10 protein-coding genes are annotated in these 13403 nt (G+C 71.6%); 7 read left to right on the forward strand and 3 right to left on the reverse strand.

Annotated features, from left to right (window positions below):
• Positions 1 to 666 precede the first annotated feature (666 nt).
• The 3 genes from GT045_RS09990 to GT045_RS10000 form a co-directional block, all read right to left on the reverse strand.
• Positions 667 to 1038: a hypothetical protein gene (locus GT045_RS09990; protein ID WP_161333942.1), complete on the reverse strand. Its 372-nt coding sequence runs from the start codon at positions 1036 to 1038 to the stop codon at positions 667 to 669.
• Between the two features lie 15 nt (positions 1039 to 1053).
• A complete protein-coding gene (locus GT045_RS09995; protein ID WP_161333943.1) occupies positions 1054 to 1575 on the reverse strand; it encodes a hypothetical protein in 522 nt (173 codons plus the stop codon).
• 880 nt (positions 1576 to 2455) lie between these two features.
• Complete coding sequence (locus GT045_RS10000) at positions 2456 to 4213, reverse strand: phospholipid carrier-dependent glycosyltransferase (RefSeq protein WP_161290595.1); 1758 nt, start codon at positions 4211 to 4213, stop codon at positions 2456 to 2458.
• A gap of 126 nt (positions 4214 to 4339) precedes the next feature.
• Here GT045_RS10000 and rsmI point away from each other — a divergent pair, with 126 nt between their 5' ends.
• From rsmI to GT045_RS10035, 7 genes are all read left to right on the forward strand, one after another.
• Positions 4340 to 5188, forward strand: coding sequence for a 16S rRNA (cytidine(1402)-2'-O)-methyltransferase (gene rsmI, locus GT045_RS10005; protein ID WP_161290593.1), 849 nt, complete (start codon positions 4340 to 4342; stop codon positions 5186 to 5188).
• A 465-nt stretch (positions 5189 to 5653) separates the two neighbouring features.
• Positions 5654 to 6085, forward strand: a complete 432-nt coding sequence (locus GT045_RS10010) for a hypothetical protein (RefSeq protein WP_161333944.1) — start codon at positions 5654 to 5656, stop codon at positions 6083 to 6085.
• Between the two features lie 47 nt (positions 6086 to 6132).
• On the forward strand, positions 6133 to 7032 hold the full coding sequence (locus tag GT045_RS10015) for a TatD family hydrolase (RefSeq protein ID WP_161333945.1): 900 nt from the start codon (positions 6133 to 6135) through the stop codon (positions 7030 to 7032).
• A 163-nt stretch (positions 7033 to 7195) separates the two neighbouring features.
• Positions 7196 to 8821 (forward strand): ubiquitin-like domain-containing protein, encoded by a 1626-nt coding sequence (locus tag GT045_RS10020; protein WP_345942600.1) that lies wholly within the window; start codon positions 7196 to 7198, stop codon positions 8819 to 8821.
• Positions 8822 to 9077: 256 nt separating this feature from the next.
• Positions 9078 to 9959, forward strand: coding sequence for a 16S rRNA (adenine(1518)-N(6)/adenine(1519)-N(6))-dimethyltransferase RsmA (rsmA, locus tag GT045_RS10025; protein WP_161333946.1), 882 nt, complete (start codon positions 9078 to 9080; stop codon positions 9957 to 9959).
• Positions 9956 to 10849 (forward strand): 4-(cytidine 5'-diphospho)-2-C-methyl-D-erythritol kinase, encoded by an 894-nt coding sequence (locus GT045_RS10030; protein ID WP_161333947.1) that lies wholly within the window; start codon positions 9956 to 9958, stop codon positions 10847 to 10849. Before rsmA ends, GT045_RS10030 begins: the two co-directional genes overlap by 4 nt.
• A gap of 273 nt (positions 10850 to 11122) precedes the next feature.
• Positions 11123 to 12931: an ABC-F family ATP-binding cassette domain-containing protein gene (locus GT045_RS10035; protein ID WP_161288458.1), complete on the forward strand. Its 1809-nt coding sequence runs from the start codon at positions 11123 to 11125 to the stop codon at positions 12929 to 12931.
• Positions 12932 to 13403: the final 472 nt, after the last annotated feature.

Below are 13403 nucleotides of genomic sequence, written 5' to 3' on the forward strand. Positions count from 1 at the left end.
CGTCCCCTCGAGTCTAGGTGCGGTGCGCCGGACCCGCCGGAAGAGCCAGGCCGCACAGCAGGGCGGCCCGCCACGACACGGAACCGCCCTCGCGCGTCCGCGCGGCCATACCCAGGTGGGGACATCTCGCTATGGGCTCCGAGCATATGAGCCCCGAGCACCCGGTCCGTGCTGGAGACGGGCGGTCGGGGCTGCACTCGACTTCTGATCGTCCTCGGTACGGCAGGGCGTCACGCTGAGCACTCTGGTGACCTGAAAACGTGGACCTGTGTTATCGCGAAACCCGTGAGGAAATGAGCACCAAAAGGGCAGGTAAAGCTGTGGCGCCGAGCGAGAGGAACGTTCCATTGGCTTGCGCTGCATAAAACATGGGATATGCGCCGGCTGACATGACAGAGATGGCCCATACCGCTGCGAACATGCCGCAGATTGCTAGGACCGCCCAGGACGAACGGCGCGCGGAGCTTACGGCACGGCCTCGGTCACTTTTCCAGGCAGCGACTGCTCGTAGCAGCGTTGCCGAACAGACGCCCAGCGCGGCGGCGGCGACGACGGATAGGAAAGCGGGCCCAGTTCCGAGCAGCAGGACACCGAGGAGGAAATACCACAATGCACACAGGGTTAGGACCGGGCGCATGCTTCCCCTTCCGCATCAGTCAGTCGGTGTCAGCCCGCAGCTGGAGCTGTCGGCTCCACTTCGACGTGCTCGATGGTATGCCCCTTGCCGTCGGTCTCCGTCCAGCGCTTGGCGTCGGGATTGTCTGTCGCCGCACGGCCTAATCCAGGCGTGGACGGCTGTTGGCCGCTTGGCACGTAGACCTGCTTACCGTCTCTGTCTTTGAGGGGTTTCCCATCCGATCCCATGACGGGGAGCTTGTCGGGAATCTTGCTGACGTCGGTCGTTCCGTCAGCGTTTACCCACGCCGGCGGTGGCGGCGGCGTGTGCCCCGTATCGGTTGCCATCGCGGATGATGCTGCTGCCCCGCCGGCGATGATGAGTGCTGCTGCGGCGACGGCTCCGGTAAGAATCTTGCTCATGTGGCACCTTCCGCTCTACGGTTCGATGAAGTGGGATCCGGACCAAATCGGGACGTTACGGCCGTACCAAGTGCCGCCGTAGTAGAGGCCGGAGCCCGCCTTGGTGGCGTAGTCGCCGCCTCCACACGGGGGGTATACGCCGAAGTCGTAGCTGGTTGTGAGGATGCTGGTCTTTTTGGTGTTGTAGATGCCGCTCATATACTCACGGCAGACGTACCATGTACTGCCGTTGTACTTCATATATTGGTAGCCCACTTCGAGGTTGCCGGCTGGGCGCTCGTAGGGGAAAATGCAGCCGCCGATTCCGGTTCCATTTTGTCCGGCATGGCCTTGGGTTTTCGTGTAGCCTCCGCGGCCGCCGTGAGAGACTTCGGAATAGGTGTACTCACACTTTGAACTGTCGGAGTTCGACCACACCTCTTCGTCCTGATAGACGACGTGGGCGCTAGCGGAGGTGGATGTGGCAAGGCCTAGCACAGTGGCCGCACCGATGACGCCTGCCGCCTGTACTGCTTTGCGGACTTTGTCGTGTAACAACGAGCCTCCCTCTGGTGACTGTCGCGGCTGACGCTAGCAGGGGCGTGGTCACGTAGGAGCAAGGTTGGTCATGTTTAGGACAAAATAGTATCTAAGGCTTGCCTTAAAGAGGCCCCATCGCCTGCGCTGGACCCCTGAATAGATTCCTCGGCCGACCCTTGTTTCCCCAGGTGTCCCACGACGGTAGGCCATACGCGAAAAGCCGCAGGTCGTAGTGGTGAACTAAGTCCGCTGTACAGCTGCTGCGCTGGCGCCTGCTGCCCGTTAGCCGAGGGCCAAGGGGCATGTGCGGCTACTCGTGGCCCTGCCGCCAAGAGCATGGTGATACCGGAGATGTGCCTTGTTGATCCGGTGAGCGGGGTGCCGACGGGGCCGGCCTTGAAGGTGCCGTCGGCGGTCACACGGACGGTGTCATCGGCGTCCGCGTAGATGGCGAGTGCGTCGAACTGGACTCGGTGGTTAGGGCAGAGAACGAGCAGGCTGGACAGCGGGCGACCGAGGCCGCGGATGTGGGCTGCTTCGCTGTGAGTGCCGAACCGGGCCAGCACTTGCAAATCGCAGAAATCGCAGAACTGGCTTCGATCAGCATGAAGTCTGGTAGATGGCTTCCCACGGAGCCCTCCTGACGCCGTCATCCTGTGGGAGTGATCTTGCCATGTCTGGGTCTCACTCCGTGGGGCAGACGTGGAGGTCGCCGGTGCGTTAGACCGTTAGCGCTGGACAGCAAGGACTACCCGCGCGGTCTGTGAATCTCCCAACTAGGCCAGCGGGACGGGGCCGTCTCCGGGCCGTCTGAGGGCGGCCAGCGACGACCTCCGACGGCCAACAACGACCAAGACGGCCCGGCATCGTGCCGGGCCGTCCTCGCGTGTCCACCCTGCTAGACCCAGGTGTCCAGCCACATCCGCGATCTCCACTGGTCGATGGGGATGGCGGTGCCGGTGTACAGGGGCCAGAAGTAGATGAAGTTCCAGGCGATCAGCAGTACCAGTACGCCCGCCGCCACCGCGCCCACCAGGCGGCGGGTGTCGCCGGAGCCCGGTGGGCCGATGATCGCGCCGATCATCATCGCCACCGCCAGACACAGGAACGGCAGGAAGACGACCGCGTAGAAGAGGAAGATCGTCCGCTCCTGGTACAGGAACCAGGGCAGGTAGCCGGCCGCGATCCCGCACGCGATGGCACCGGCCCGCCAGTCGCGGCGGAACGCCCAGCGCCACAGGACGTAGGCGATCGCGAGGCAGGCCGCCCACCACAGCAGCGGCGTACCGAGCGCCAGCACCTCGCGGGCGCACTTCTCGCCCGCGTCCGCCGGGCAGCCGTCCGCGCCGGGGGAGGGGGACTCGTAGAAGTACGACACCGGGCGGCCCAGCACGATCCAGCTCCACGGGTTGGACTGGTACGTGTGCGGCTGGTCCAGGTGGACGTGGAACTTGTAGACCTCGTGCTCGTAGTGCCACAGGCTGCGCAGCCAGTCCGGCAGGAACGACCAGGTGCCGCCCTTGCCGTCGGTGGCCGCCCAGTTGCGGTAGTAGCCGCCCGTGCCGTCGGCCGGGGAGAGGATCCAGCCGGTCCAGGACACCACGTAGACCACCAGCGCCACCGGGACCGTCGCCACGAAGGCGATGCCGGTGTCGTACTTGAGGGCCGCCAGGTACGGGCGGTGCGCGCCGGCCACCCGGCGGGTGCCGACGTCCCACAGGACCGTCAGCACACAGAACGCGGCCATGACGTACAGGCCGTTCCACTTCGTGCCGGCGGCCAGGCCCAGCATCACGCCGGCCGCCCAGCGCCAGGGGCGCCACCCGAAGCGGAAGGCGTCGGCGACGTCCGCGTCCGGCCGGACCCGGCCGTCCGGCAGCACGGGCAGCGCGGCGGCCAGTCTCTCCCGCGCCCGGTCCCGGTCGACGACCAGACACCCGAACGCGGCCACCACGAAGAACATCAGCACGCCGTCGAGCAGCGAGGTCCGGCTCATCACGAAGTGCAGGCCGTCCACCGCCATCAGCGCGCCCGCGAGACAGCCCAGGAACGTCGAGCGGAAGATGCGGCGCCCGATCCGGCACAGCATCAGCACGCTCAGCGTCCCCAGCAGCGCCGTCATGAACCGCCAGCCGAACGGGTCGAACCCGAAGAGCATCTCGCCGAGCCCGATCACGTACTTGCCGACCGGCGGGTGCACCACGTACGCCGGGTCCACCGGCACCGCCAGCCGGCCGTGCCGCTGGAGCACCAGGTCGTTGGCGTTCTTGCCGTACTGGTCCCAGCTGACCTCGAAACCGCGGTGGACGAGCGCCCAGGCGTCCTTGGCGTAGTACGTCTCGTCGAATATCACCGCGCGCGGGCTGCCCAGGTGCCAGAACCGCAGCACGCCCGCCAGCAGCGTCACCAGCAGCGGCCCGCCCCAGCCCGACCAGCGGGTGATCCGCGAGGCGAGGACCGGCGACGCGCCGAGCGCCCGCCACAGCCGGGGGCTCGGCTCCGCGTACGGCGGCACCAGCCGGTCGCGTACGTCGCCCGAGGGCGCGTCCTTGGCCGGTACGTACCCGAATCGGCGCAGCCGCTGCTGCCACGACGGCCGCCGGTCGTGCGGTGCCTGGTCCTGCCGGAGGTCCATGGAGGACGCGGTACTGGTCACCGCGCCATCGTAGGGAACCGTGCTGTGCGAGTCCCGTGCATGTGCGGTACCGGTCGGGACACGGTCGGATTCCCCCCGTTCGCGGGCGCCCGGAACCGGCCCCCGGACTCCTGGGAGGATGGGGGGGTGACTGGAACCCTTGTCCTCGCAGGTACCCCCATCGGCGACATCGCGGACGCGCCGCCCCGGCTGGCCGAAGAACTGGCCGGCGCCGACGTGGTCGCCGCCGAGGACACCCGGCGGCTGCGCCGGCTCACCCAGGCGCTGGGCGTCACGCCCAAGGGCCGGGTGATCTCGTACTTCGAGGGCAACGAGTCGGCCCGCACCCCCGAGCTGGTCACGGAGCTGCTCGGCGGCGCGCGCGTGCTGCTGGTGACCGACGCCGGCATGCCCTCCGTCTCCGACCCCGGCTACCGGCTGGTCGCAGCCGCCGTGGAACAGGACATCCGGGTCACCGCCGTGCCCGGGCCGTCCGCCGTGCTCACCGCGCTCGCCCTGTCCGGGCTGCCCGTCGACCGGTTCTGCTTCGAGGGGTTCCTGCCCCGCAAGGCGGGCGAGCGGCTGTCCCGGCTGCGCGAGGTCGCGGCCGAGCGGCGCACCCTCGTCTACTTCGAGGCCCCGCACCGGCTGGACGACACCCTCGCCGCCATGGCCGAGGTCTTCGGCGCGGACCGGCGGGCCGCCGTCTGCCGCGAACTGACCAAGACCTACGAGGAGGTACGGCGCGGTCCGCTGGCCGAGCTGGCGCGGTGGGCCGCGGAGGGCGTGCGCGGGGAGATCACGGTCGTGGTCGAGGGCGCGCCGGAGACCGGGCCCGAGGAGCTGGACGCCGCGGAGCTGGTCCGGCGGGTGCGGGTGCGTGAGGAGGCCGGCGAGCGCCGCAAGGAGGCCATCGCGGCGGTGGCCGCGGACGCGGGACTGCCCAAGCGAGTGGTGTTCGACGCGGTGGTCGCGGCCAAGAACGCGGCCGGCTGAACGCCTTTCGTGACGGCCGGCCGAACGCCTTCCGCGACGGCCGGCCGAACGCCTTTTGCGCTCTGTGCCGCGGCCGGCTGAACGCCTTTTGCGCTCTGTGCTGCGGTCGGCTGAACGCCTTTCGCATGATGTGCCGCGGCTGGTTGGACGCCTTTCGCGTCATGTGCCGCGGTCGGCTGAACGCCTCTCGGAACACACGCGGAACACGTCCGCGCACACGCCACCGACCTGCCGGAACACCCTTTTGAGCGCGGCGCGCGTCGGCTGAGCGCGCGTCCCATGGCCGGGCAAAAGGCTGACGAGGAAGGCAAAGCCCACGCTTCCCATCCGGGGTGATTGGGCAAGCAGAGTCCAAATCGCCTCCAACAGTCGACAGGGCTGATGCATTCACGCCGGTGGAGGCGTCCACTGGTCGAAGGGACGCACCCGTCCATCAGGGACGCACCCGCGCAACAGGGAGCTGGCATGAGTGACATAGCAGGACGCACCGGCCTCCGCGGTACGGCCACAGCCGTCGTTCACGAGTCGTATTCGTTCGCCTGCATGCGCTGCGGGCACGGCTGGGAGCAGTCGTACGAGATAGAGCACCACACGGACGCCGAGGGAGCGGAGTTCGTGCTCTACGTGGCCGACGGCCGCGTCGTGCCGTCGCCGCTGAGCCGGCCCAGCTGCCAGAACTGCGACGGCCATGTCGTCCGCATCATGCGTGCGGGCCAGGTCTCCTCCGTGCGCAGCGTCGCGGAACGGCGGCACCACCCGGTACCGCAGGCCGGGCCGGCCGAGGCGCCGCAGGTGCCCGCGCCGGCCAGGGACGCGCGCGAGGCCGCGCCGGCCGGGGAACCGCACCACTGGCACCTTTCCGACATCCTGCACCCCTTCCAGCGCAAGGCCGGCTGAACCCGGCGCCGGTCCGCGAAGGCATGCCCCTTTCGTAGGATCGGGGCATGCCTTCGAACGCCGGCCCGCACCCCAAGGGCGACGACAAGAACGCGGCACCGCCGCTCCCGGCACCCCTGCGGGTGCCCGTCGCCGACTCCCACACCCACCTGGACATGCAGTCCGGCACGGTCGAGGAGGGCCTGGCCAAGGCCGCTTCGGTGGGCGTCACGACGGTCGTCCAGGTCGGCTGCGACATCAAGGGCTCGCGGTGGGCCGCCGAGACCGCCGCCGCCCACGAGAACGTCCACGCCACCGTCGCCCTCCATCCCAACGAGGCGCCGCGCATCGTGCACGGCGACCCCGACGGCTGGTCCCGGCAGGGCGCCCGGGGGCCGGGCGGCGACGCGGCGCTGGACGAGGCACTCGCCGAGATCGACCGGCTCGCCGGGCTGCCCCAGGTCAAAGGCGTCGGCGAGACCGGCCTCGACCACTTCCGCACCGGCCCCGGGGGCAAGGCCGCCCAGGAGCGCTCCTTCCGCGCCCACATCGAGATCGCCAAGCGGCACGGCAAGGCGCTCGTCATCCACGACCGCGACGCCCACGCCGACGTGCTGCGGATCCTGAAGGAGGAGGGCGCCCCCGAGCGCACCGTCTTCCACTGCTACTCGGGTGACGCCGAGATGGCCGAGATCTGCGCCCGCGAGGGGTACTTCATGTCCTTCGCCGGCAACGTCACCTTCAAGAACGCCCAGAACCTGCGGGACGCCCTCGCCGTCGCCCCGGCGGAACTGGTCCTCGTGGAGACCGACGCGCCCTTCCTGACCCCGGCGCCGTACCGCGGACGGCCCAACGCCCCGTATCTCGTTCCGGTCACGGTCCGCGCGATGGCGGCCGTGCGCGGTGTCGACGAGGACGTGCTGGCGACGGCGCTGGGCGCGAACACGGCCCGCGCTTTCGGTTACTGAGAGTGTATCGATCGTAACCGGCCGATAACGCCCGGCGGGATGCGGCCGGCATCCCGCCGTGACGATGCGTGGTCGCGCCGCTTTGGAGAGTGACCGGCGCTCCGCTAGGTTCTGGGCCCGATCCGGACCCCTCTGGCCTTCGGGCCCTCTGGAGCGTGTCGGCGTGAGCAACACTCAGTACGAGACCTTCGCGGCGTACGGCCCCTATGCCGCGCCACCGGGCGCACCGGGCGGCGCGTGGCCCGGCCTGCACGACGCGGAGACGGTGGGGTACGGGACGCCGGTGTACGACACGGCACCGCACGGGGCGGCCGGGCGCGACGGCACGCCGTGCGAGACCGGGTACGCAGCCGGGTGCGGGACCGGACGCGGCGCGGAGTACGGCACGCGGTACGGGACGGAGCGCACGGAGTACGAGGACACGTACCGGCCCGCCTACGAGACGGGGGCGTTCGCGCAGGCGGCGGTCCACCCGGGCGGGACAGAGCAGCGCGTGCTGCCCCGGCAGGGCGGGGCCGGGTCGCCGACGGAAGGGGCGGGCTGGGACGGCCCGCACGCCGTGGACGCGGGGGTGGACGTCGAGCGCGACGAGTCCGACGAGTCCGACGAGTGCGACGAGAGCGACGAGTACGCCGCGCAGGCCGGGCCGGCGGGACGGGCCGCGCGGCGGCGCCGGGCGCGCTACACCGAGCGCCCGGACTCCGCCGTGCGCCGCCTGCTGCCGCAGGCGCTGGTCGTCGCCTTCCTCGCCGGTGGCACCACCGCCTTCGTCGCCGAGGACAAGGCGGTCGAGCTGAACGTCGACGGCAGACCGCGCACCCTGCACACCTTCGCCGACGACGTCGGCGAACTCCTCTCCGAGCAGGGCGTGGCCACCGGGGCGCACGACGTGATCACACCCGCCCCCGGCGCGGCACTCGCCAGCGGTGACGCCGTCGCCGTGCGGTACGGGCGCCCCGTACGGCTCACGCTGGACGGCCGCCGGCACGAGGTCTGGACGACGGCGCACACGGTGGAGGGCGCGCTGGACGAGCTGGGCGTGCGGGCCGAGGGCGCCTACCTGTCCACCTCGCGCTCCCAGCGCATCGGCCGCGCCGGCCTCGCGCTCGACGTGCGCACCGAGCGCGCGGTCACGGTCATGGCGGACGGCCGGGCCCGCACCGTCCGCACCAACGCGGCCACCGTCCGCGAGGCCATCGAGGAGGCCGGGATCACCCTGCACGGCCAGGACACCACCTCCGTCGCGCCCGACAGCTTCCCGCGGGACGGGCAGACGGTCACCGTGCTGCGGGTGAGCGGCCGGCGCGAGATCCGCGAGGAGCAGATCCCGTTCGAGGTCGAGCGGTCCGAGGACCCGTCGCTGTTCAAGGGCACCGAGGTCGTGGCCCGCCCCGGCCGGCCCGGACTGCGCCGCATCACCTATCTCGTGCGTACCGTCAACGGGGTCGGGGAGAAGCCGCGCCGCGAGAGGTCCGAGGTGGTGCGCATGCCACGCAAGCAGATGGTGAAGGTGGGCACCAAGCCGCGGCCGGCCTCCGTGCACGGCGCCGACGACCTGAACTGGCACGGGCTCGCCGTCTGCGAGTCCGGCGGCCGGCCGGACGCGGTCGACCCCTCGGGGACGTACGGCGGGCTGTACCAGTTCGACACGCGCACATGGCACAGTCTCGGCGGCAGCGGGCGCCCCCAGGACGCTCCCGCGGAGGAGCAGACGTACCGCGCGAAGAAGCTGTACATGAGCCGCGGCACGACCCCCTGGCCCCACTGCGGCGCCCGCCTGCACAAGTGACCACGCCCCCCGGGCGGTCCGCCGCCGTACAGCCCCGCGCCCGGGGACCCCACCGCGGGCCCCCGCCACGGCCCACCCGGACCGTCCGCCGCCGCATGTCCCGCCCGGACCGCCCGCCGCCGCACGTTCCACTCGGGCCGCCCGCCCGGCCCTGCACCCCGGCGCCCCGCCGTCCGCCCGGCATTCCGCCGTCCGCCCGGTGGCCGGTCACCCGGCGGGGGCGGGAGGGGTACGGGCGGGCCCGTACCCTTGTCCCGTGAGCAGCCCCCTCCCCGACGCCCTCCTCGGCCCCGCCGACATCCGTGAGCTCGCGGCAGCGCTCGGTGTCCGTCCCACCAAGCAGCGCGGCCAGAACTTCGTGATCGACGCCAACACGGTCCGCCGTATCGTCCGCACCGCCGACGTCCGCTCCGATGACGTGGTCGTCGAGGTCGGACCGGGGCTCGGCTCGCTCACCCTCGCCCTGCTGGAGGTCGCCGACCGGGTCACCGCGGTGGAGATCGACGACGTCCTGGCCGCCGCGCTGCCCGCCACCATCGCCGCGCGCATGCCGGAGCGGGCCGACCGGTTCGCGCTGGTCCACTCCGACGCGATGCACGTCGCCGAGCTGCCCGGCCCCGCGCCGACCGCCCTGGTGGCGAACCTGCCGTACAACGTCGCCGTCCCCGTGCTGCTGCACATGCTCGACACCTTCCCCACCATCGAGCGGACGCTGGTGATGGTGCAGGCCGAGGTCGCCGACCGGCTCGCCGCCGCGCCCGGCTCGAAGGTGTACGGAGTGCCGTCCGTGAAGGCCAACTGGTACGCGGAGGTGAAGCGGGCCGGTGCCATCGGCCGCAACGTCTTCTGGCCCGCGCCGAACGTCGACAGCGGGCTCGTCTCCCTCGTCCGGCGGACGGAACCGATCAAGACCACCGCGTCCCGGCACGAGGTCTTCGCCGCCGTCGACGCGGCCTTCGCCCAGCGCCGAAAGACGCTGCGGGCGGCGCTCGCCGGCTGGGCCGGGTCCGCGGCGGCGGCCGAGGCGGCCCTGGTCGCGGCCGGGGTGTCCCCGCAGGCGCGCGGGGAGTCGCTGACGGTCGAGGAGTTCGCGCGCATCGCCGAAAACCGGCACGCGTACGAGGGGACGGGCGAGTGAGCGTCACGGTCAGGGTCCCGGCCAAGGTCAACGTCCAGCTCGCCGTGGGCGCCGCCCGCCCGGACGGGTTCCACGACCTGGCCAACGTCTTCCTCGCCGTCGGCCTGTACGACGAGGTCACCGTGACCCCGGCCGACGAACTGCGGGTCACCTGCGCGGGACCGGACGCCGGCCAGGTCCCGCTGGACCGCACCAACCTCGCCGCGCGCGCGGCCCTCGCCCTCGCCGGGCGCCGGGGCGTCGAGCCGGCCGTGCACATCCACATCGCCAAGGACATCCCGGTCGCCGGCGGCATGGCGGGCGGCAGCGCGGACGGCGCGGGCGCGCTGCTGGCCTGCGACACGCTCTGGGGTACCGGCGCCTCCCGCGCGGAACTCCTCGCGATCTGCGCCGAGCTGGGCAGTGACGTGCCGTTCAGCCTGGTCGGCGGCGCGGCGCTGGGCGTCGGACGCGGCGAGCTGCTGACGCCCCTGGAGGTCGGCGGCACCTTCCACTGGGTGTTCGCGATGGCCGCGCGCGGGCTGTCCACGCCGGCGGTCTTCCGCGAGTTCGACCGGCTCGCCGAGGGCCGGGAGATCCCCGAGCCGGTGGCCTCGGCCGAGCTGCTGGAGGCGCTGGCGAAGGGAGACGCGGACGCGCTGGCGGCGGCCACGGCCAACGATCTCCAGCCGGCCGCGCTGTCCCTGTTCCCCGAGCTGGCCCGCACGCTGGAGGCCGGGCGCGAGGCCGGCGCCCTCGCCACGCTGGTCTCGGGATCCGGGCCCACGACCGCCTTCCTCACGCGCGACGCCGGGTCGGCGGAGAAGGTGGCCGAGGCCCTCCGGTCCTCCGGCACCTGCCGCACGGTACGCACGGCGGCGGCGCCGGTGCCGGGCGCGACGGTCCTGTAGGGGGCGGAGCGCGGACGGTCCTCCAGGGGCGGAGCGCAAGTCCTGTAGGGGGCGGAGTGCGGACGGTCCTCCAGGGGGGGCCAAGCGCGTCGGACGCGATCAGCCCGTCCGCGGTCCGGCCGCGCGCACGGGACGTCCCGCCGGCCGGCGCCGGCTGCACCGCCGTACCCGATGCCCCCTCGCTCCCCGCCCCCACCCCCCGAGGCCCTACGCTAGAAGGCTGACCCCCGCGGCTGAGCCGCATGCCGACACAGCCCCGCGCACAGGAGTGAAATGGCCGTCAACCTGGTCAATGTCGAGAACGTCAGCAAGGTGTACGGCACCCGTGCCCTGCTGGACGGCGTCTCGCTCGGTGTGTCGGAAGGGGACCGGATCGGGGTCGTCGGGCGCAACGGCGACGGCAAGACCACCCTCATCCGGATGCTCGCCAAGCTGGAGGAGACCGACACCGGACGGGTCACCCACTCCGGCGGGCTCCGCCTCGGCGTGCTCACGCAGCACGACTCCCTCGACCCCGCCGCGACCGTCCGCCACGAGGTCATCGGCGACATGGCCGACCACGAGTGGGCCGGCAACGCCAAGGTCAGGGACGTGCTGACCGGACTGTTCGGCGGGCTGGACCTGCCGGGCTTCCCCAAGGGGCTCGACACCGTCATCGGGCCGCTCTCCGGTGGCGAGCGGCGCCGGATCGCGCTCGCCAAGCTGCTCATCGAGGAACAGGACCTGATCGTCCTGGACGAGCCCACCAACCACCTCGACGTCGAGGGCATCGCCTGGCTCGCCCGGCACCTGCAGAACCGGCGCTCGGCCCTGGTGTGCGTGACCCACGACCGGTGGTTCCTCGACCAGGTCTGCACGCGCATGTGGGACGTGCAGCGCGGCGACGTGTACGAGTACGAGGGCGGCTACTCGGACTACGTCTTCGCCCGCGCGGAGCGCGAGCGGATCGCCGCCACGGAGGAGGCCAAGCGGCAGAACCTGGTCCGCAAGGAGCTGGCCTGGCTGCGCCGCGGCGCCCCCGCGCGCACGTCCAAGCCGCGCTTCCGGGTCGAGGCCGCCAACGAGCTGATCGCGGACGTGCCGCCGCCCCGGGACAGCAGCGAGCTGATGAAGTTCGCCTCCTCGCGGCTCGGCAAGACCGTCTTCGACCTGGAAGACATCACCGTGCAGGCCGGCCCCAAGGTGCTGCTGAAGCACGTCACCTGGCAGCTCGGGCCGGGCGACCGGATCGGCCTCGTCGGCGTGAACGGCGCCGGCAAGACCTCGCTGCTGCGCGCCATGGCGCAGGCGGCCCGCACCGAGGGCGAGGAGCAGCCCGCGGCCGGCCGTATCGCCGTCGGCAGGACCGTCAAGCTCGCCTACCTCTCCCAGGAGGTCGCCGAACTCGACCCCGCCCTGCGGGTCCTGGAGGCCGTGCAGCAGGTCCGCGAGCGCGTCGACCTCGGCAAGGGGCGCGAGATGACGGCCGGGCAGCTGTGCGAGACGTTCGGCTTCAACAAGGAGAAGCAGTGGACCCCGGTCGGGGACCTCTCCGGCGGTGAGCGGCGACGGCTCCAGCTGCTGCGGCTGCTCATGGACGAGCCCAACGTGCTCTTCCTGGACGAGCCCACCAACGACCTCGACATCGAGACCCTCACCCAGCTGGAGGACGTTCTCGACGGGTGGCCCGGCTCGATGATCGTCATCTCCCACGACCGGTTCTTCGTGGAGCGTACGACGGACCGGGTGTTCGCCCTCCTCGGTGACGGCGCCCTGCGGATGCTGCCCCGAGGTATCGACGAGTACCTGGAGCGGCGTCAGCGCATGGAGGAGGCCGTCGCGGAGAAGACCGCCGCCGCGGCGCCCAAGCCGGCCGGCGCCGAGAAGAGCGCCGCCGACCAGCGCGCCGCGAAGAAGGAACTCCAGAAGATCGAGCGCCAGTTGGACAAGGTCTCCGAGAAGGAGGCCAAGCTGCACGCCCGGATCGCCGACAACGCCACCGACTTCGCGAAGGTGGCCGAACTGGACGCCCAGCTGCGGGACCTCGCCGGGGAGCGCGAGGAACTGGAGCTGCGCTGGCTGGAGCTGGCCGAGGACGCGTGACAGGGGGAGCGCGCGCCGTCGTGGGGTGAGGGCGCGCGCCCCGGTCGTGCGGGGGAGGCGTGGGCGACGCGATCCGGCCGCGTGCAAGGCCGGTGCGCGCGCCGCGTGAAGGGGGCGTGAAGGCGCGTAACGGCGGCATCACGGGCCGGTTCTCCCTTGGGAACAGCGGCGGACGAGGGCCCGTGGACTGTCGGTGCCGGGTGATAGAAAGAGCCGTCTGAAAACTGTCTGAGAACGACCTTGGGTCTGTCACGAACCTCAGGGCGTGGCTAAAAATCAGTGAACGAGGGGGAACAGCGCTGATGACTCAGCCGCCCGACCAGCCGCCGCAGGGCGAGTTCGGAGCACCGCAGGACCAGCCGCCGCAGGGCGGGTTCGGAGCACCGCAGGAGCAGCCGCCGCAGCCCGGCGGCTTCGGTGCCCCGCCGCCGCCGGCGCAGCCACCGGCCCAGGGCGGGTTCGGCGCCCCCCA

This window comes from Streptomyces sp. SID486 (assembly GCF_009865385.1).
Taxonomy (GTDB): Bacteria; Actinomycetota; Actinomycetes; order Streptomycetales; family Streptomycetaceae; genus Streptomyces.

What these genes read in the sequence shown, in the direction of transcription:
- GT045_RS09990 (WP_161333942.1), bottom strand. Translation starts at nt 1,038, where the DNA reads ATGAGCAAGATTCTTACCGGAGCCGTCGCCGCAGCAGCACTCATCATC.
- GT045_RS10035 (WP_161288458.1), top strand. Translation starts at nt 11,123, where the DNA reads ATGGCCGTCAACCTGGTCAATGTCGAGAACGTCAGCAAGGTGTACGGC.
- GT045_RS10010 (WP_161333944.1), top strand. Translation starts at nt 5,654, where the DNA reads ATGAGTGACATAGCAGGACGCACCGGCCTCCGCGGTACGGCCACAGCC.
- GT045_RS10015 (WP_161333945.1), top strand. Translation starts at nt 6,133, where the DNA reads ATGCCTTCGAACGCCGGCCCGCACCCCAAGGGCGACGACAAGAACGCG.